The 16,987-nt window shown below is 69.0% G+C and carries 21 protein-coding genes; 13 read left to right on the plus strand and 8 right to left on the minus strand.

The genetic code is table 11. The features are described from left to right. Positions 1–28 precede the first annotated feature (28 nt). The 4 genes from HDA45_RS33270 to HDA45_RS33285 form a co-directional block, all read right to left on the minus strand. Positions 29–1,540: an alpha/beta hydrolase gene (locus HDA45_RS33270; RefSeq protein ID WP_246480875.1), complete on the minus strand. Its 1,512-nt coding sequence runs from the start codon at positions 1,538–1,540 to the stop codon at positions 29–31. Continuing rightward, positions 1,540–1,830, minus strand: coding sequence for a hypothetical protein (locus HDA45_RS33275; protein WP_184902059.1), 291 nt, complete (start codon positions 1,828–1,830; stop codon positions 1,540–1,542). Before HDA45_RS33275 ends, HDA45_RS33270 begins: the two co-directional genes overlap by 1 nt. A gap of 69 nt (positions 1,831–1,899) precedes the next feature. Then, the gene (wrbA, locus tag HDA45_RS33280) at positions 1,900–2,514 is read right to left on the minus strand and encodes an NAD(P)H:quinone oxidoreductase (protein WP_184902061.1); all 615 of its coding nucleotides are present in this window, start codon (positions 2,512–2,514) and stop codon (positions 1,900–1,902) included. A 47-nt stretch (positions 2,515–2,561) separates the two neighbouring features. Beyond that, complete coding sequence (locus tag HDA45_RS33285; protein ID WP_184902063.1) at positions 2,562–3,371, minus strand: lysophospholipid acyltransferase family protein; 810 nt, start codon at positions 3,369–3,371, stop codon at positions 2,562–2,564. A gap of 127 nt (positions 3,372–3,498) precedes the next feature. Between HDA45_RS33285 and HDA45_RS33290 the strand changes: the two genes are divergently transcribed. From HDA45_RS33290 to HDA45_RS33305, 6 genes are all read left to right on the plus strand, one after another. Further along, entirely contained in the window at positions 3,499–6,000 is a 2,502-nt protein-coding gene (locus tag HDA45_RS33290) for a DNA translocase FtsK (RefSeq protein WP_221471309.1), read from the plus strand. Between the two features lie 148 nt (positions 6,001–6,148). After that, complete coding sequence (locus HDA45_RS42165; RefSeq protein ID WP_246480876.1) at positions 6,149–6,904, plus strand: AAA family ATPase; 756 nt, start codon at positions 6,149–6,151, stop codon at positions 6,902–6,904. Next, entirely contained in the window at positions 6,894–7,307 is a 414-nt protein-coding gene (locus tag HDA45_RS42560) for an AAA family ATPase (RefSeq protein ID WP_378317021.1), read from the plus strand. The genes HDA45_RS42165 and HDA45_RS42560 overlap by 11 nt, the downstream gene beginning before the upstream one ends. Next, positions 7,304–7,495, plus strand: coding sequence for an RloB family protein (locus HDA45_RS42565; RefSeq protein ID WP_246480878.1), 192 nt, complete (start codon positions 7,304–7,306; stop codon positions 7,493–7,495). Before HDA45_RS42560 ends, HDA45_RS42565 begins: the two co-directional genes overlap by 4 nt. A 39-nt stretch (positions 7,496–7,534) precedes the next feature. Continuing rightward, the gene (locus tag HDA45_RS42570) at positions 7,535–7,795 is read left to right on the plus strand and encodes an RloB family protein (protein ID WP_343072309.1); all 261 of its coding nucleotides are present in this window, start codon (positions 7,535–7,537) and stop codon (positions 7,793–7,795) included. Positions 7,796–7,838: 43 nt separating this feature from the next. Next, positions 7,839–8,348: a hypothetical protein gene (locus HDA45_RS33305; RefSeq protein ID WP_184902068.1), complete on the plus strand. Its 510-nt coding sequence runs from the start codon at positions 7,839–7,841 to the stop codon at positions 8,346–8,348. On the opposite strand, the gene HDA45_RS33310 is transcribed toward HDA45_RS33305, so the two are convergent. Together HDA45_RS33310 and HDA45_RS33315 are read right to left on the minus strand one after the other, a co-directional pair. Next, entirely contained in the window at positions 8,345–8,986 is a 642-nt protein-coding gene (locus tag HDA45_RS33310) for a nitroreductase family protein (RefSeq protein WP_184902070.1), read from the minus strand. The two genes, HDA45_RS33305 and HDA45_RS33310, sit on opposite strands and share 4 nt — an antisense overlap. A gap of 10 nt (positions 8,987–8,996) precedes the next feature. Then, the gene (locus HDA45_RS33315) at positions 8,997–9,845 is read right to left on the minus strand and encodes an alpha/beta fold hydrolase (RefSeq protein ID WP_184902072.1); all 849 of its coding nucleotides are present in this window, start codon (positions 9,843–9,845) and stop codon (positions 8,997–8,999) included. A 58-nt stretch (positions 9,846–9,903) separates the two neighbouring features. Here HDA45_RS33315 and HDA45_RS33320 point away from each other — a divergent pair, with 58 nt between their 5' ends. Beyond that, positions 9,904–10,446: a CGNR zinc finger domain-containing protein gene (locus tag HDA45_RS33320; protein ID WP_184902074.1), complete on the plus strand. Its 543-nt coding sequence runs from the start codon at positions 9,904–9,906 to the stop codon at positions 10,444–10,446. 178 nt (positions 10,447–10,624) lie between these two features. Here HDA45_RS33320 and HDA45_RS33325 read toward each other — a convergent pair whose 3' ends face one another. Beyond that, positions 10,625–11,152: an amino-acid N-acetyltransferase gene (locus HDA45_RS33325; RefSeq protein ID WP_184902076.1), complete on the minus strand. Its 528-nt coding sequence runs from the start codon at positions 11,150–11,152 to the stop codon at positions 10,625–10,627. Between the two features lie 88 nt (positions 11,153–11,240). On the opposite strand from HDA45_RS33325, the gene rimO reads away from it, so the two are divergent. The 4 genes from rimO to HDA45_RS33345 all read left to right on the plus strand — a co-directional run bounded on the left by rimO (position 11,241) and on the right by HDA45_RS33345 (position 14,333). Continuing rightward, on the plus strand, positions 11,241–12,689 hold the full coding sequence (rimO, locus tag HDA45_RS33330) for a 30S ribosomal protein S12 methylthiotransferase RimO (RefSeq protein ID WP_184902078.1): 1,449 nt from the start codon (positions 11,241–11,243) through the stop codon (positions 12,687–12,689). After that, a complete protein-coding gene (gene pgsA, locus HDA45_RS33335; RefSeq protein WP_184902080.1) occupies positions 12,686–13,327 on the plus strand; it encodes a CDP-diacylglycerol--glycerol-3-phosphate 3-phosphatidyltransferase in 642 nt (213 codons plus the stop codon). Before rimO ends, pgsA begins: the two co-directional genes overlap by 4 nt. After that, positions 13,324–13,785, plus strand: a complete 462-nt coding sequence (locus tag HDA45_RS33340) for a CinA family protein (protein WP_184902082.1) — start codon at positions 13,324–13,326, stop codon at positions 13,783–13,785. The genes pgsA and HDA45_RS33340 overlap by 4 nt, the downstream gene beginning before the upstream one ends. 101 nt (positions 13,786–13,886) lie before the next feature. Further along, positions 13,887–14,333 (plus strand): helix-turn-helix domain-containing protein, encoded by a 447-nt coding sequence (locus tag HDA45_RS33345; protein WP_184902084.1) that lies wholly within the window; start codon positions 13,887–13,889, stop codon positions 14,331–14,333. Between the two features lie 53 nt (positions 14,334–14,386). Here the strand turns inward: HDA45_RS33345 and HDA45_RS33350 are convergent, their stop codons facing one another. Next, positions 14,387–14,872 (minus strand): carboxymuconolactone decarboxylase family protein, encoded by a 486-nt coding sequence (locus HDA45_RS33350; RefSeq protein ID WP_184906313.1) that lies wholly within the window; start codon positions 14,870–14,872, stop codon positions 14,387–14,389. A gap of 171 nt (positions 14,873–15,043) precedes the next feature. On the opposite strand from HDA45_RS33350, the gene HDA45_RS33355 reads away from it, so the two are divergent. Then, on the plus strand, positions 15,044–15,925 hold the full coding sequence (locus HDA45_RS33355) for an RNA polymerase sigma-70 factor (protein WP_184902086.1): 882 nt from the start codon (positions 15,044–15,046) through the stop codon (positions 15,923–15,925). Between the two features lie 219 nt (positions 15,926–16,144). Next, positions 16,145–16,987 (plus strand): PspA/IM30 family protein, encoded by an 843-nt coding sequence (locus tag HDA45_RS33360; RefSeq protein ID WP_020637705.1) that lies wholly within the window; start codon positions 16,145–16,147, stop codon positions 16,985–16,987.

The following is a 16,987-nucleotide window of genomic DNA, read 5'->3' on the forward strand; positions in this document are numbered from 1 at the left end:
GTCTCCAGGGCGGGTTTCCCCGCGATGATCAGGCCGATGTTCCGGAGCGAAGGTTGTTGTCTTCCCAGTATTGGCTGTGCGCTTCCGGGCTGTAGCCGCCCCATCCGTCCGTGCCCGGCGCCGAACTGAACACCTGCCCGCCGAAGTCCGCGTCGGTTGGATCCTGGCCGAGGATCGGGTCGTATCCGGCGATCTCGATGTTGGCCAGATTGATCATGTCGTGTTCGGCCACCGTCGCGTGCACGTGATCGCCGATCTCGTCCTGATTCACCCCGTCGAGGTGCAGCTCGCTCACATCGTGCGCGCCGACGCCGGGGCTCGCCACGAAGACGAGTTCGTCCGCGGCGAGACCGCCGTCGCCTGCCGCGTGGCCGACGACCGTGGTGCCGTAGCTGTGGCCCAGCACGGTGTTGTGCGAAGGCGGTCCTTGGTGGGTTTCCCGTAGCCCGTCTTGGAATCCGGCGAGTGCCGCTTTGCCGCCGTCGGCGTACTCTGCGCTCGCGGCGTCGGTGATCTCGTCCGGCGCGTCGTAGCCGAGCCAGGTGATCACGGCCGTCGACGGGGAACCCGCGGTCGTCGCCGCGGCCCACATCTTGTCGGAACGGTTGAGATCGCCGCCGATCTTCGCCAGCTCCGAACCGGTCCCCGGCACGTACGTCGCCACATTCAGCGCGGTGTCGGGATTGCCCGCCGAAACGATCGCCTTCCCGTCGCCGCCGGTGTCGAGCCCCAGCAAGAACGCCCGCGGTTCCGTTCGCTCGAGCCGGTCACGGATGGCCTCCAGGCCCCTGAGCTTCGGATCACCTTGGAGCCGCGCGATTTCACGCGCGAGGACGGCGCGGTTGGCGGCGTCGCGGTCGGTGGCCGGGACGCCGTCGAGATTCCCGATCAGACCCGGGTTTCCTTGCAGCAGAGCGACTTTCGCCGTATCCGAAAGACTGTTCCACCACGCCTTGTTGTCGCCGGGTGAGCCGTCCTCCGGCGGGCCGACGATCGACAGGCCGCTCTGCGTGGCTCCGGCGTCCGCTGCCTGGGCGAGCGTGCCACCACCCTGCTCGGTGATCTCGCCGCGGAGAGCCCGCCGCAGGATGGCGGCGAAATCGGCGTCGACATCGGTGGCGCGGCGGAGGATCTGCTCGACGCGGTCGGCCAGTTCCGCGATGACCCGCGGCCGGTCGGGTCGCGGAGGGCCGCTCGCGGGCACGATCTCGCCGCCGGAACCGATGGTCAGGCCGTTCCGGTGCGCGAGCTCGTCGGTTTCCCGCACGAAGGCGACCACCCGGTCCAGCGCGATCTGCACCTCGTGGGCGCCTCGCCGCACGGCGGACGCCTCGGCCACGAGCCGCTCCAAAGCGGACGTCAGCGACTTGCCCCGCGTGGACGCGGCGGTGGCGGCCTCGCCGCTCCAGTCCGTGAAGCGGGTCATGGCCTCGACATCGTCGTTCGCGGCGATGATCCGGGTGCAGCCGTCGTTGAGCGCGTCGGCGATCCGGCCGATCGCGGCCGGATCCCACCGGCGCACGTCTCCCCAGGTGAGCATCAGACGCGGAGTTCCCGGGACGCCGCCTGCTCGTTCGAGCGGTAGCGGACGCCCGCTTCGGCGAGCCGTGCGGCGTACTCCGAGGTGTTCTCGGCCCAGCCCGGCACCGCGCGGCCCCAGGCGTCCGCGAGCAGCCGAGCCGCTTCACCGGAAACGCCACCAGGCAGACCCGCGGCGACATCGGCGAGCGTGATCGCGAGGTCCACCTGCCCGACGTCGTCCGAAGCCCGTTTCGCCGCCCTGGACGCGGCATCGATCGCTCCCAGGACCACCTCGTACCCGCCGGCCATCCCGTTTCCTCCCCGTCGCGTGACGCTGAGTGACCACGCTACGACGCGGGAGACGGGCTCGCGGTTCCCTCAGGCGTCCTTGAAAAGACCGTCGGCGACATAGCGGGAGACGGTGGCGAGGCGGCGGCCCTGCAGGCGGAGGGCGTCCAGGGCCAGATCGTCCGGTTCGGCGGACTTGCGCGAGACGAACGAGCCGCCGTAGGGATTACCCGATTCGAGCAGGTGGGGATCGGTGTAGCCGAGCGGCAGGACGATCGCGCCCCAGTGGTAGAAGATGTTGTTCGTCGCCAGCACCGTCGATTCCAGGCCACCGTGCGCGGTGGACGCGGTGGTGAACGACGTCGCGACCTTGTTCACCAGCTTTCCCTTGGCCCACAAGCCGCCGGTACTGTCCAAATAGGACTTCAGCTGGGCGGCGGGGCCGCCGAAGCGGGTCGGGCTCCCGGCCGCGAAACCGTCGGCCCACTCCAGGTCTTCCAACGTCGCCGTCTCGTGGTGCGGCCCCGCGTCCACCCACGCCTGCCAGCGCGGATTGCTCGCCACGGCACCGGGCGGGGCGGTTTCGGGAACCGTGCGGACGCGGACGTCGGCTTCGGTCTCACGGGCGCCGTCGGCCAGCGCCGAGGCCAGTTTCGCGGTGTTGCCCGTCGCGCTGTAGTAGACGACGAGGATGCGGGTGCTCACGTCCGCCGACCTTAGGCGAGCGTGAGCCCCGTCTCAGGATCCGGAACTCAGTACCGCTTCCACGGGCTGACGGTGTCCGTCGGCCGTGTCGGGTCGTGGAACCGCGGCTTGTCCAGCTCGTCGCGGCGCAGCGGCACCATGCCGTCCGTGATCGCCTGCATGATCTTGGCGTGCGCGCGGACCCCGGCGCCCGGCCGCTCCGGCTCGACGTCCGACAGGTCCACCGGATCGCCGAAGTGCACCTTGAACCGGGGACGCCGCATGGGCGCGCTCAGCCCGGATTTGGCGAGCGGCACCAGATCGCCGGGCCCGTTGACGGTCTCCGTCCCCCAGTAGACGGCTTCGTGCGCGCCCCACTGGCTGATCGGGATCACCGGTACCCCGGCCGCCAGCGCGAGCCGCGCGGCGCCGGTCTTGCCCCGCTCCGGCCACAGGCCGGGGTCGTGGCTGATCCGGCCCTCGGGATAGACGATGAGCGGGTCGCGCGTGGTGCGCAGGGCCTCGGTCGCCTCGGCGAACTGGCCGATGGCCGTCGAAGCCTCTTTGCGGTCGACCCGCAGATGACCGCTGACCCGCAGCGCCGGGCCGATGACCGGCGCGTCGAGGATGCCGCCCGCCAGCATGAACCGCGGGTTGATGCCGATCCTCTTGCAGGCCGCCATCAGCACGAACGCGTCGAACACGCCGATGTGGTTGGCCGTCATGAGCAAGGGCTTCCGGCGCAGTTCCGCCGACACACCGCCGGTCACGGTGAGTTTGCCGACGAAGTTGACCAGCCCCCGGTCGATGTTCAGCATCGTGCGCCAGATCGCTGGGGCGCGGCGAGCCGAATTCTCATCCTGATGCAGCGCGAACATGGGGCAGAGCATGTCATGGACCCCCTTTCACCCGGATGGCCGCTCAAGCTGTGACCTGAGACGAATGTTCTCCGAGTGCTCCGAGTGGCAGCCGGGGCTGGAGGGTCGAGGCGGTTACCGTGGAGACATGGCTAGCGGGTCGACGACCAGGAAGCGGAGTACGGCGCGAAGCGGCGGCAGCAAAGGGCCGGCGCGAAAGCCACGTACCCCGGCGAAGCCCAGGTCAACGGCGGCGAGGAAGCCCGCCCCACGGCGCCCGGCGGCCAGGAAGAAGTCTTCCGGCACCTTCGCCAAGGGGGTGCGCGGCACCTGGAATCTGCTCGCCAAGGGGCTGGGAACCCTCGCGAGGACGGTCGGCCGCAGCCGCGAACTCGAGCCCGAACACCGCCGGGACGGTCTCGCACTCGGCCTGATCGCGCTGGCGCTGGTGATCGCGTTCGGTGTCTGGTGGCGGGCCGCAGGCCCGATCGGTGGCTGGGTGGAGGTCGGCGCGCGGTCCCTGCTCGGGGCGGGGGCGGTGACGCTGCCGCTGGTGCTCACCGTGGTCGCCGTCGCGCTGATGCGGTCGGAACCGGTGCCGGAGGCCCGGCCGCGGATGGTCATCGGCACGCTGCTGGTCGTCCTGTCCGTACTCGGCCTGCTGCACATCTTCACCGCGCTGCCCGAGAGCAACGACGGCCGGATGTACGCCGGTGGGGTGATCGGCGCGTTCTCCGGCGGTCTGCTGACCATGGGCGTCACGACCTGGGTCGCGGTGCCGTTGCTGGTGCTGGTGCTGCTGTTCGGCACGCTCGTGTTCACCGGGACGCCGGTCCGGGAGATCCCGCACCGCCTGCGCAACTGGGGCCTCGACCCCGAAGAGATCGAAGAGGCCGAGGCCGAACGCCAGGCCATCCACGACGAACGCGACGCCGTCACCGAAGCCGACCCGAAGTCGGTCCGCCTGCGGAAGCCTTCGCGGCGCCGCCAGGGGGCAGGCGACAACGCGGGGGAGCAGCTGGACATCGAGGCCGCGCTGGCCGAACCGCCGACCCCGATGCGGCCGCCGAAACCCGCTGCCAAGCCGGTCGAGGAGAAGAAGCCGAAGAAGGCCGAGCCGCCGATGGCGGTCACCCGGACCGTCGAGGGCGACTACAAACTCCCGCCGCCGGACCTGCTGAAGCTCGGCGACGCGCCGAAGTCCCGCAGCAAGGCCAACGACGCCATGATCGAGGCGATCACCGGCGTACTGGACCAGTTCAACGTCGACGCGCAGGTCACCGGCTTCACGCGGGGCCCGACGGTCACCCGGTACGAAGTCGAACTCGGCCCCGGCGTGAAGGTCGAGAAGATCACCGCGCTGACCAAGAACATCGCCTACGCGGTGGCGACCGACAACGTCCGGCTGCTGGCGCCGATCCCCGGCAAATCCGCGGTCGGCATCGAGGTGCCGAACTCCGACCGCGAGATGGTGCGCCTCGGCGACGTGCTGCGCGCGCCGTCGACGGTCAAGGACAACCACCCGATGGTCATCGGGCTCGGCAAGGACATCGAAGGCCATTTCGTCACCGCGAACCTGACGAAGATGCCGCACCTGCTGGTGGCGGGGTCCACCGGTTCCGGTAAGTCGAGCTTCGTGAACTCGATGCTGGTTTCGCTGCTCGCGCGGGCGACGCCGGACGAGTGCCGGATGATCCTGATCGACCCGAAGATGGTCGAGCTGACCCCGTACGAGGGCATCCCGCACCTGATCACGCCCATCATCACCCAGCCGAAGAAGGCCGCCGCGGCGCTGGCCTGGCTGGTGGAGGAGATGGAGCAGCGGTATCAGGACATGCAGGTCAACAAGGTCCGGCACATCGACGACTACAACAAGAAGGTGCGCTCGGGCGAGATCACGGCGCCGCCGGGCAGCGAGCGCGTGTACGCGCCGTACCCGTACATCATGGCGATCGTCGACGAGCTCGCCGACCTGATGATGACCGCCCCGCGTGACGTCGAGGACGCGATCGTCCGGATCACCCAGAAGGCGCGTGCCGCCGGTATCCACCTGGTCCTGGCGACCCAGCGCCCGTCCGTTGACGTGGTGACCGGCCTGATCAAGACCAACGTGCCTTCGCGGCTGGCGTTCGCGACGTCGTCGCTCACCGACTCGCGAGTCATCCTCGACCAGCCGGGCGCGGAGAAGCTCATCGGTATGGGTGACGCCCTGTACCTGCCGATGGGCGCCGGGAAACCGGTCCGCATCCAGGGCGCGTTCGTCGGCGACGAGGAGATCGCGTCCGTCGTCAACTTCGCGAAGGAGCAGGCGCAGCCGGACTACCAGGACGGCGTCACCGCCGCGAAGGCCGGCGAGAAGAAGGAGATCGACTCCGACATCGGCGACGACCTCGACGTCCTGCTGCAGGCCGCCGAGCTGATCGTCACCTCGCAGTTCGGCTCGACGTCGATGCTGCAGCGGAAGCTGCGGGTCGGGTTCGCCAAGGCCGGGCGCCTGATGGACCTGCTGGAAAGCCGGGGTGTCGTCGGTCCCTCGGAGGGGTCGAAGGCGCGGGACGTGCTGATCAAGCCGGAGGAGCTGGAGTCGGTGCTGTTCATGATCCGCGGCGGCGGGGACGCGAACGGCGGAGACGCCTCGGACGACGACTGAACCCGGCCCTGGATGATGCTTCAGGTCGTTCTGTGCGGTTTACTGGTACGGAACGGCCTGAAACTTTGCCAGGGAGGCGGTCAGGGTGCTTCGAAGCTTCCGGTTGGGCAACCATCGTTCTTTCCGTGACGAGCAGGAGTTGCTCCTGATGCCCGCCATGCCGGGGGACGATCGCTCGGCGGTCCCGGTGGCCGCGATCTACGGCGCGAACGCCTCCGGCAAGTCGAACCTGCTCGACGGGCTGACCTACATGGCAGTCGGAGTGCTGACGTCGAAAGTCCTCGGTGCCTGGCCACGCAGCATTTTCCGCCTCGACGTCCAAGCGCCGGAGCTCCCGTCGACATTCGTGATCGAGATCCTCGCCGAAGGAACTCGGTACACCTACGGCTTCCGCGCCAGTGACGAAGCGGTCGTCGAAGAATGGCTGTACGCCTACCCGGAGAAGCGTCGGCGAGTGGTGTTCGAGCGGACCGGTGACGAGCTCCGGTTCGGGTCCACTTCGGCGGGTTTGAGGAGCAAGTTCACTGCTCTCGAGGAATTGATCCGCGGAGACGTGCTGGTACTCAGCTCTTGCTCCGGGCTTGAACTCGGTCCCTTGATGCCGGTCTATCGCTGGTTCGAGCGAAATCTCCGGATCACCCCGGTCGAGGGAACGTGGGCTTCCGATGAGGTGGGGAGCCGAGTCGGGAATTTCCTGCAGCGCGATGCACGGAACAGTCGTCGCCTGTTGTCTCTGCTCACGGCTGCCGACGTGGGCATCGCGGATGTCATCGCGGAGCAGGTCGATGAGCCATTGGGCTACCAGGAGACGCGGCTTGTCACGGCCAGGTCCTGTCTCCGGGCCACGATGGAGGCTGAGATTCCTGCACAGGAAGGCCGACGCGCCGTTCGAATTGCACGATGAGTCCGCCGGAACCAGGAACTGGCTCCGGCTCATCCCGACTGTTCTGGACGCGCTCGACGAAGGACAGGTTCTCGTCGTCGACGAGATCGATTCCAGCCTGCACCCGATGGTGACGGCGAGGCTCGTCGGTCTCTTCCAGTCCGGAGAAACCAATCCCCACGGCGCCCAGCTCATCTTCACCACTCACGACACCAGCCTGCTCGGCACGATGCTCGGTGACAGCGTGCTGGAACGGGATCAGATCTGGTTCGTCGACAAGAACGCCGAGGGAGCCAGCGAGCTGTACCCGCTCACGGACTTCAAGCCTCGCAAGGACCAGAACACCGAACGGCGCTACCTGGCCGGTAGCTATGGCGCCGTTCCGGTGTTGGGCGATTTCGCCGAGGCAGTGCTGGGCAGATGACCCGCCGGGAGAACAGCGGCCGGAGGCGGCCGGCCTTCCGGGAGCAGCGAACGTCGATCCTCGTCGTCTGCGGTGCCGAGGCCACGGAGCCCGCTTACTTCGAAGGGCTCAAACGGATTCGGCGCAACCCTGCTGTCACGATCAAGATCAAGGCGAAGCGCGGTGACCCGGACATGGTGGTCAAGTAGGCGGTCACGACGGCTCGTAGGCTCCGGATCAACCTGGCGATCTCGAACCCCTGTTTCGAGTTCTGGTTGCTTCTGCATTTCGAGGCCTGCACGGCACCGCTGACGTGTTACGGCGACGTCGTGAAACGCCTGGTCAAGCATGTGCCGGGATTCAGCAAGACCACTCTGCGCTTTGCCGACTACGAGAGCGGGATCGAATCCGCGGTCGCGCGGGCGCGAAAGCAGAACGGCGAGCCGGGTGCGGAGCACGGCGGCAACCCGTCCACTGGCGTCTGGGTCTTGGTCGAAAAGATCAACTGAGACCCGATGCAACGGACCGGTGGCTCCGTTACGTCCCTAGCCCGTGGACCCCAAGAAGCTGCTCGTCGTGCTCTGCGCCTTGGTCGGCCTCGCTTGCGGGGTCGGCAGCTCCGCCGCGCGCGAACAACCCACGGCGACCCAGCCCGTGTTGGTCCAGCCCGCGCCGGCGCACCAGCCTCAAACGCCCCAAAAGCCCCAGGACAAGCCGCAACAGAAGCCCACGGAGCCGCCTCAGGGCACCGTGGAGCTGGGGCAGACGGTCGTCCTCAAGGCCGGCGAGACGACCGAGGTCGCGTCGAAGGACGTCAGCATCCGCTTCGCGCGGCTGGTGTCCGATTCCCGGTGCGGCGAGGGCATGGTCTGCGTCTGGGAGGGGGAGGCCGTGATCGAGCTGACCCTCGCCGAACCCGGACGCGGTGAGCGGACGACGGCGGAAGTCGCCTCCACCGGACGTGGTGGCAGGCAGTCCGTCGAGTTCGCCGCCTGCCGGGTGGACCTGGTCGCCGTGAGCTCGGGGGGCGACCAGGTCACCCTGCGGGTGTCCAGGGCCTAGAGCGCGTTGCCCCAGCCGTCGAGGTACGCGACTTCCGACAGCGGCACACGCGACGCGGGTTTGAAGTCCGGCACGGTCGTGTAGGCGACCGGCAGCAGCCCGACCTGCGTGACGTCGGAGGGGATGCCGAGGATCCCGGCCGCTTCCGCCTCGTGTGTCAGGTGATACGTCGTGAGCGTCGAGCCGAGGCCGCGCGAGCGCAGCGCCAGCTGGAAGTTCCACACCGCCGGGAAGATCCCGCCGTAGAAGGCGGCGTCGGTCGCGTTGTCGCCGCTCGGCCTGCCTTTCAGGCACGGGATGACGAACACCGGAACCCTGTCGATCACGTCGATCAGATGCTGCCCCGAAGCGAACGCCCGCGCGACGGAGGGCTCGTTGATCGCCTCGCCCAGCGCGGCCGCGTTCGCTTCCAGATACGCCTTTCCGACCCGCCGGAACAACCCGGCCAGCCTGTCCTTGACCGCCTGATCCCGGACGACGAGCCAGCGCCAGGCTTGCTGGTTGCCCGGCGTCGGCGCCTGGAGCGCGAGCCGCAGGCACTCTTCGAGCACCTCCGGTTCGACCGGGCGGCTCAGGTCGAGTTTGCGGCGGACCGACCGCGTCGTGCCGAGCAGGTGGTCGGTGACCGAGGTGTCCATGTCCCGCCTTTCAGTGCTGCGCCGCCAGGAAGCGGTCGATCAGCTCGCTGATCGGCTCGACGTCCTCCTCCAGCGCGAAATGCCCGGTGTCGAAGAAGTGAACCTCCGCCGAGGGAACATCCTTCCGGAAGGCTTCGGCTCCCGCCGGGACGAAGAACTGATCGTTCCGGCCCCAGACGGCGAGCACCGGTGGCTGCGTTTCCCGCAGCCACGCCTGGAACTTCGGGTACACGGGCGGGTTGTTCCGGTAGTCCCACAAGAGATCCTGCATGGCGACCTCCCGGCCGGGACTGTCGAGGAAGTAGCGGTCCAGCAGGTAGTTCGACGGATCGATGGTCTCCGGATCGCGGGCGCCTTCGGTGTACTGCCACTTGATCTGCTCCAGTCCGAGGATCTCCGCGAACCCGCGCTTCGCCTCGGCTTCGTCGGTCAGGTTCGCGAAGTCCGGCATCGCGGGCCCGAGCCCCTCGACGTACGCGTTGCCGTTCTGCGTGATCAGCGCCGTGACCTCGGACGGCCGCGACACGGCCAGCCGCAGGCCCGCCGGAGCGCCGAAATCGAAGACGTAGAGCGCGTATCGGCGCAGCTCCAGCGCTTCGGTGAACTCACCGAGCACCTCCGCGAGCCGGTCGAAGGTGAACGTGAATCCGTCCGGGGTCACGGTCCGGCCGAATCCGGGCAGATCCGGCGCGATGAGCCGCCATCTTCCGGCGAGCCGCCGCATCAGCCGGACGAACTGGTGCGACGACGTCGGGAAGCCGTGCAGCAGAAGCAAGACGGGCGCGTCGGGATCGCCCGCCTCGCGATAGAAGACCTCGACGTCGCCGAGTCGGACCGAACGGTGCCGGATGGTCGCCATGAACACTCCCTAATGGTTTGAGTTCCTTTTAACCATTAGTACCTGATAGTGTCAAGGCATGCTCGATCTGGACTCGCTTCCCGGTGACGATCTCGCGGTGAACCTCGCCGACACCGTCTTGCTGGCCACTTCGCCGTCGATCGACCTGCTCGACGACGGTCACGCCAGGTTCTGGTCGGCGCAGGCGTCGCGGCTGCCCGCGGGCGCGCGGCCGCCGTCGGCCGAGCAGACGAGGCGGCTGCGGTCAGCGGTGCGTGAAGTACTGGAAGCGGCCGTGGCCGCGCGGGAACCCGAGGCGTGGGCCGTCGAGCGGGTCAACGCGGCCGCTGCCGCCGTCCCCGCCAGCCCGCGGCTCACCGCCCGGGGAGTCGACATGATCTGGCACGGCGAGGACGGCGGCGAGATCGCTCTCGCCGCCGTCGCGGTGGCCACGATCGACCTCGTGTCGGGGCCGCGCGCCGAAAGGCTCAGGCGATGCGGCGCGCACGACTGCTCGATGCTGTTCGTGGCGGCCAACAGCAGGCGCGTCTGGTGCACGCCGTCGCTGTGCGGCAACCGCGTCCGGGTCGCGCGCCACGCGAAGAAAGGACTGGAGTCGTGAGTGGCTCGGGTCCGAGTTCTCCCGGAAACCCACTCACGACTAACCACTGACCAAGGTCCGAGGTCGGGGTGACCTGGCCAACCCCGAGGACCGCGCAACCGCGTGCGGGTCGCCTGCCACGCGGAGATGGGCTGAAGGGGCCCTTCACCGCATCCGATGCGGGGAAAGTCCCCTTCAGCTACAGCTCCAGCAACATCCGGCTGTTGCCCAGGGTGTTGGGCTTCACGTACGGCAGGTCCAGGAACTCCGCGACACCCGGATCCGCCGAGCGCCGCATCTCCTCGTAGACCTCCTGGGTCACCGGAGTGCCGTCGATCTCGACGAACCCGTGGACGGCGAAGAAACGGGTCTCGAAGGTCAGCACGAACAGCCGCTTCAGCCCGATCTCGCGGGCGAAGCCGATCAGCTGTTCCACCAGCGCGTGCCCGATGCCACGTCCGCGGGCGGCCTTGTCGACGGCGATGGTGCGCAGCTCGGCGATGTCCTCCCACAGCACGTGGAGCGCGCCGCAGCCGAGGACGTCGTCACCGTCTTCGGCCACCCAGAATTCCTGGACGTTCTCGTAGAGGGTGACGAGGTCCTTCTCCAGCAGCACCGTTCCCGCGTCGGAGTCGACCAGCGCCTTGATCTTGCGGACGTCCGCGATCCGCGCCCGGCGGACGGTGGGGCGGCGGTGAAGGAGAGGGTCTGGCGGCACGTCCACCATTAAGCCATCCCGGGCGCCGCGGCCGGTCGAGGGCTCGCCCGAGCGAGCGATCGGCGACCCCGCGAACAGGCCAGCTACCCTAAGGCACGTGCCTTCTCCCACCACTGATCCTGTCGCCACTCGCCGCGTGTCCTTGTTGACCCTCGGTTGCGCCCGCAACGAGGTCGATTCCGAGGAACTCGCCGGACGGCTGGCGGCGGGCGGCTGGGAGCTCGCCGCCGAGCCCGAGGACTCCGACGTCGTGGTCGTCAACACCTGCGGCTTCGTCGAGTCGGCCAAGAAGGATTCGGTCGACACCCTGCTCGCCGCGGCCGACACCGGCAAGAAGGTCGTCGCCGTCGGCTGCATGGCCGAGCGCTACGGCAACGAGCTGGCCGAGAACCTGCCCGAGGCCGACGCGGTCCTGGGCTTCGATCACTACGCCGACCTCGCCGACCGTCTCGAAGACGTCGTGGCCGGCCGCAAGGTCGAGTCCCACACCCCCTCCGACCGCCGCAAGCTGCTGCCGATCAGCCCGGTGCAGCGCCCGACGGCCGCCGAGACGGTCGAGGTGCCGGGGCACGCGCAGCACGGCTGGGGCCCGCGGGTGCTGCGGACCAGGCTCGACACCTCCCCGGTGGCCGCGCTGAAGATCGCTTCCGGCTGCGACCGCCGCTGCTCGTTCTGCGCGATCCCGTCGTTCCGCGGCTCCTTCGTGTCCCGGCAGCCGGACGAGATCGTCGCCGAGGCGATGTGGCTCGCGGAGAACGGCGTCAAGGAGGTCTTCCTCGTCTCGGAGAACTCCACCTCCTACGGCAAGGACTTCGGCCGTGATGGCGCCCGCGCGCTCGAACTGCTGGTCCCGCGCCTGGCCGCGGTGCCCGGTATCGAGCGCGTCCGCGTCTCGTACCTGCAGCCCGCCGAGACGCGCCCCGGCCTGGTCAAGGCCATCGCGACCACTCCGGGCGTCGCCGACTACTTCGACCTCTCCTTCCAGCACTCGAGCGAGACCGTGCTGCGCCGCATGCGCCGCTTCGGCTCCACGGATTCGTTCCTCGCGCTGTGCGACCAGATCCGGGAGTACTCGCCCGCCGCCGGCATCCGCACCAACGTCATCGTCGGGTTCCCCGGCGAGACCGAAGAGGACGTCGCCGAGCTGGAGCGCTTCCTGAACGGCGCGCGGCTGGACGCGGTGGGTGTCTTCGGCTACTCCGACGAAGACGGCACCGAGGCCGAGACCTTCGACGGCAAACTCGACGAGAGCGTGGTGGCCGAGCGGGTCTCGCGGATCTCCGCGCTGGTCGAGGAGCTGACCTCGCAGCGGGCGGAAGAGCGCATCGGCGATTTCGTCGACGTCCTGATCGAGCAGGCCGAGGACGGCGAGGACCCGATCGGCCGCGCCGCGCACCAGGCCCCCGAGGTCGACGGCGAATGCGTCCTGATCGAGACGGACGACCTGCCCTCGCTGGCGGTCGGTGACTTCGTGCGCTGCGAGGTCGTCGACTCCGAGGGTGTCGATCTGATCGTGCGGCCCGCGCCGCCCGAGGCCGACCGGTGAATGCCGCCCCGAGCGACGCCGGGGCCGGTGAGGGGACGGGCGGTGAGCACGCACGGGTACCCGAGGCCACCCCGGTCCCGACGCTGAACCTGGCGAACCTGCTCACGATGTCGCGGCTGGTGCTGGTGCCGCTGTTCGTGATGGCGCTGTTCACCGGCGACGGGACGGACACCTTCTGGCGGGCGATCGCCACCGCGCTGTTCGCGATCGCGTCGTTCACCGACCAGGTCGACGGCTGGGTGGCGCGCAAGTACGGGCTGATCACCGACTTCGGCAAGATCGCCGACCCGATCGCGGACAAGGCGCTGATCGGCGCCGCGCTGATCGGGCTCAGCGTGCTCGGCGAACTGGGCTGGTGGGTCACCATCGTCATCGCGATCCGCGAGATCGGCGTGACGTTGCTGCGGTTCTGGGTGATCCGGCACGGTGTCATCCCGGCCAGCCGGGGCGGCAAGGCCAAGACGCTCGCGCAGATCGCGGCCATCACCGCGTACCTGCTGCCCCTGCCCGTCGCGGCCGAGCCGGTGCGGTGGATCCTGATGGGTCTCGCGCTCGTGCTGACCGTCGTGACCGGCCTCGATTACGTCGTGCGCGCGGTTCGGCTGCGCTCCGCGGGAAGGCGTGCCGCGGGCGGATGAAAGCTGAGACCTTGATCACTCACCTGATCGAGCGCGGGGAGACGGTGGCGACCGCGGAGTCGCTGACCGCCGGGCTGGTCTGCGCGACGCTGACCGAGGTCCCCGGATCGAGTGCCGTCGTCCGGGGCGGGCTGATCGTCTACGCCACCGACCTCAAGGCCTCGCTCGCCGGGGTCGACGCGGACCTCCTCGCCACCCACGGCGCGGTTCATCCCGAGGTCGCGGCTCAGTTGGCCGCCGGCGCGAGGGACCGCTGCGGCGCCACCTGGGGTCTCGGCCTGACCGGTGTCGCGGGCCCGGCCGGACAGGACGGCGTCGCACCCGGCACCGTCCACGTCGGTCTCGCCGGGCCGGACGTGCTCGCCGTCCGTACGCTGCGCTTGAGCGGTGATCGAGCCTCGGTCAGGGACGGCGCGGTCAGCGGCGCGTTCGCCCTGCTGGGGGAACATCTCGCATGATCGCCGCGTTCGCCCTTGGCGTATTGCCGTGTCAACACCTGCGCCCGGGGCACCGCTCTGGGTAACGTAGGGGGTAGTCAGTCCTGGAAGGGAGGCGCGTGATGACCGTGCTGTTGCGCGAGGCGATCGGCGACCGGCTCCGACACGCCCGCACGAACCAGCGTCGAACGCTGCGAGACATCTCCCGCGCCGCCAGGGTGAGCCTCGGCTACCTCTCCGAGGTCGAGCGTGGGCAGAAGGAGGCGTCCAGCGAGCTGCTGGCGTCCATTTGCGATGCCCTGGACCTTCCGCTGGGCGAACTCCTGCACAAGGTCGCGGCGGACGTCTCGGCGATGGACAACGTCGAGGTCGCCCCGGTGGACGAGAAGGTCGAGGCGGGCAAGAGGCGCGCTCCGGAGCGAGAGAGCGCCGAAGCGGGCCTCGAAGGTGGCCGACTGGTGTCCGAGCTGATCGGCAACGACCTTGCCGACCTGCGGATCTCCCCGCCGCCGCGGATGAGTCCCGCCCTGCGGACGACCATTTCCGCACCGAAGATGGTCGCCGCTTAGCAAGTCGTGAACGCCGAGAGGCCCCAGGCAGTCCGCCTGGGGCCTCTTCGGCTTCAGTTCACGACGGCGTCGAACGTGCCCGCCTGGTAGGAGCCGCCCTTGGTGTGGGTGATCACGAGCAGCCGGTTGGCGGCGTTGATCATCGCGACCAGGTAGACCAGCGCGGCGACCTGATCATCGTCGTAGTGCTTCCGCACCCGGGACCAGGTCTCGTCCGAGACGCCCTGGTGCGCGTCGGCGAGGCGGCTGCCTTCCTCCGCGAAGGCCAGCGCTGCCCGCTCGGCCTCGGTGAACACGGTCGATTCGCGCCAGGCGGCGACCAGGTTGACGCGCACCGCGGGTTCGCCGGCGGCGGCCAGGTCCTTGGCGTGCGCGTCGACGCAGTAGCCGCAGCCGTTGAGCTGGCTGGCCCGCAGCGACACCAGCTCCTGGACGACCTTCGGCAGTGTCGAGCCTTTGATGCCGACACTGACTCCTGCGAAGCGCTTGCCGAGCTTGGCGCCGAGCTCGTTGCTGTTCAGATCGAAACGGGAATCCATGGTCTCGCCCTCTTCGTGGTCGTGTGCTGAATCGAACGACCACCAGATGCCGGTGGGCGGGGCACGCTGACAGCGCGGGGCTGTGACGTGCGCCACGGCTCCGAAGTGTCAGAAACCGGCACCGCGCGGTGTCAGGTGGGGGACACCGTCGCGAGCAACCAGGAGCCGTTCATGTCCGACCCCGCCACGGAGGCGTTCGTCGCCCACCGGAACCTGCTGTTCACCGTCGCCTACGAGATGCTCGGCTCGGCGGCCGACGCGGAGGACGTCCTCCAGGAGACCTGGTTGCGCTGGACGGGCGTCGATCTCGCCACCGTGGAGAACCCGCGGGCGTACCTGGTCCGCATCACCACCCGGCAGGCGCTCGGCAGGCTCCGCACACTCGGCCGCCGCAAGGAGTCCTACGTCGGCCCTTGGCTGCCCGAACCGCTGCTCACCACACCCGACGTGGCCGAGGATGTCGAGTTGGCCGACAGCGTCTCGATGGCGATGCTGCTGGTGCTGGAGACCCTCGCGCCGACCGAGCGCGCGGTGTTCGTGCTGCGCGAGGTGTTCGACGTGGCCTACGGCGAGATCGCCGAAGCCGTCGGCAAGACCCCGGCCGCGGTCCACCAGATCGCCCATCGCGCCCGGGCGCACGTCGCCGCCCGGCGGCCGCGCGGTGCCGCGTCCGCGGCCGAGACCCGGGACGTGCTCGACGCGTTCCACCGTGCCGTCCGGACGGGTGATCTGCAGGGGCTGCTCGACGTCCTGGCACCGGACGTCGTCTTCCTCGGCGACGGCGGCGGAGTGGTGCAGGCCGTGCTCGAACCCCTGGTGGGGGCCTCGGTGATCGCGCCGCTGCTCGCCTCGAGCCATCCGATCCGGGACGACGCGGCGACGATGCGGACGGCGCAGGTCAACGGCCGTCCCGCGCTGGTCCTCCGGCTCGGCGGCGAGGTCGACACCGTCATCGCGCTGCGGGTCGAGGACGGCCTCATCACCGGGCTCTACGCCGTGCGCAACCCCGAGAAGTTGTCACGGATGGAACAGGAGACCGCGCTGCGCCGCTGACTCCGGCCGTTTTCACCCTGGGTCACCGTCGCGCGAACCCGAAAGTCGTGGACATCACAGTCAGGGGGATCCCTGAATTCCGTCGGGGTCGCCTGGAACGCGGGACGCCGACCTGACACGATGGAACTCAACGCCGGGGTCGGGACGTTGCAACATCACAGAGGGGACGCCCCACCTCGAGGTAACAGCCCGTGGGATGCGAGAAGGCAGGCGGAGGAGATGGCCAACCCGTTCGTGAAGTTCTGGAAGTACATGATGGCGGCGTTCTCGTCGAAGATCGACGAGCACGCCGACCCGAAGGTACAGATCCAGCAGGCCATCGAGGAGGCACAGCGCAATCACCAGGCGCTGACCCAGCAGGCCGCCTCGGTGATCGGTAACCAGCGCCAGCTGGAGATGAAGCTGAACCGCCAGCTCGGCGACGTGGAGAAGCTGCAGGCTTCGACCCGTCAGGCGCTGGTGCTCGCCGACGAGGCGCGTGCCAAGGGCGACGAGCAGAAGGCGACAGAGTTCGAGAACGCGGCGGAGAGCTTCGCCGCGCAGCTCGTCACCGCCGAGCAGAGCATCGAGGACCTCAAGACCCTGCACGACCAGTCGCTTCAGGCTGCGGAGCAGGCGAAGAAGGCCGTCGAGCGCAACGCGACCATGCTGCAGCAGAAGCTGGCCGAGCGCACCAAGCTGCTCTCGCAGCTGGAGCAGGCGAAGATGCAGGAGCAGGTCTCCGCTTCGCTGAACCAGATGAGTCAGCTGGCCGCGCCGGGCAACACCCCGTCACTGGAAGACGTTCGCGACAAGATCGAGAAGCGCTACACCACGGCGCTCGGCTCGGCCGAACTCGCGCAGAACTCCGTCCAGGGCCGGATGATGGAGGTCCAGGCCTCCACGACGCAGCTCGCGGGGCACTCGCGACTGGAGCAGATCCGCGCTTCCATGAAGGGTGACTCCGTCGCGCAGGTGACCGACGGCAAGACCGCCGCCGCGCCGAAGGCGTCGAGCGGTGCGGACATCCAGCGTGAGATCCAGGCACGGGTTCAGGCCGAACAGGGCAAGAACCCCGCCTGA

The sequence above is a fragment of the Amycolatopsis umgeniensis genome, assembly GCF_014205155.1.
GTDB classification, from domain to species: Bacteria; Actinomycetota; Actinomycetes; order Mycobacteriales; family Pseudonocardiaceae; genus Amycolatopsis; species Amycolatopsis umgeniensis.

What these genes read in the sequence shown, in the direction of transcription:
- HDA45_RS33270 (WP_246480875.1), bottom strand. Translation starts at nt 1,540, where the DNA reads ATGCTCACCTGGGGAGACGTGCGCCGGTGGGATCCGGCCGCGATCGGC.
- HDA45_RS33275 (WP_184902059.1), bottom strand. Translation starts at nt 1,830, where the DNA reads ATGGCCGGCGGGTACGAGGTGGTCCTGGGAGCGATCGATGCCGCGTCC.
- HDA45_RS33285 (WP_184902063.1), bottom strand. Translation starts at nt 3,371, where the DNA reads ATGTTCGCGCTGCATCAGGATGAGAATTCGGCTCGCCGCGCCCCAGCG.
- HDA45_RS33290 (WP_221471309.1), top strand. Translation starts at nt 3,499, where the DNA reads ATGGCTAGCGGGTCGACGACCAGGAAGCGGAGTACGGCGCGAAGCGGC.
- HDA45_RS42165 (WP_246480876.1), top strand. Translation starts at nt 6,149, where the DNA reads ATGCCCGCCATGCCGGGGGACGATCGCTCGGCGGTCCCGGTGGCCGCG.
- HDA45_RS42565 (WP_246480878.1), top strand. Translation starts at nt 7,304, where the DNA reads ATGACCCGCCGGGAGAACAGCGGCCGGAGGCGGCCGGCCTTCCGGGAG.
- HDA45_RS33310 (WP_184902070.1), bottom strand. Translation starts at nt 8,986, where the DNA reads ATGGACACCTCGGTCACCGACCACCTGCTCGGCACGACGCGGTCGGTC.
- HDA45_RS33315 (WP_184902072.1), bottom strand. Translation starts at nt 9,845, where the DNA reads ATGGCGACCATCCGGCACCGTTCGGTCCGACTCGGCGACGTCGAGGTC.
- HDA45_RS33320 (WP_184902074.1), top strand. Translation starts at nt 9,904, where the DNA reads ATGCTCGATCTGGACTCGCTTCCCGGTGACGATCTCGCGGTGAACCTC.
- HDA45_RS33325 (WP_184902076.1), bottom strand. Translation starts at nt 11,152, where the DNA reads ATGGTGGACGTGCCGCCAGACCCTCTCCTTCACCGCCGCCCCACCGTC.
- HDA45_RS33340 (WP_184902082.1), top strand. Translation starts at nt 13,324, where the DNA reads ATGAAAGCTGAGACCTTGATCACTCACCTGATCGAGCGCGGGGAGACG.
- HDA45_RS33345 (WP_184902084.1), top strand. Translation starts at nt 13,887, where the DNA reads ATGACCGTGCTGTTGCGCGAGGCGATCGGCGACCGGCTCCGACACGCC.
- HDA45_RS33350 (WP_184906313.1), bottom strand. Translation starts at nt 14,872, where the DNA reads ATGGATTCCCGTTTCGATCTGAACAGCAACGAGCTCGGCGCCAAGCTC.
- HDA45_RS33355 (WP_184902086.1), top strand. Translation starts at nt 15,044, where the DNA reads ATGTCCGACCCCGCCACGGAGGCGTTCGTCGCCCACCGGAACCTGCTG.
- HDA45_RS33360 (WP_020637705.1), top strand. Translation starts at nt 16,145, where the DNA reads ATGGCCAACCCGTTCGTGAAGTTCTGGAAGTACATGATGGCGGCGTTC.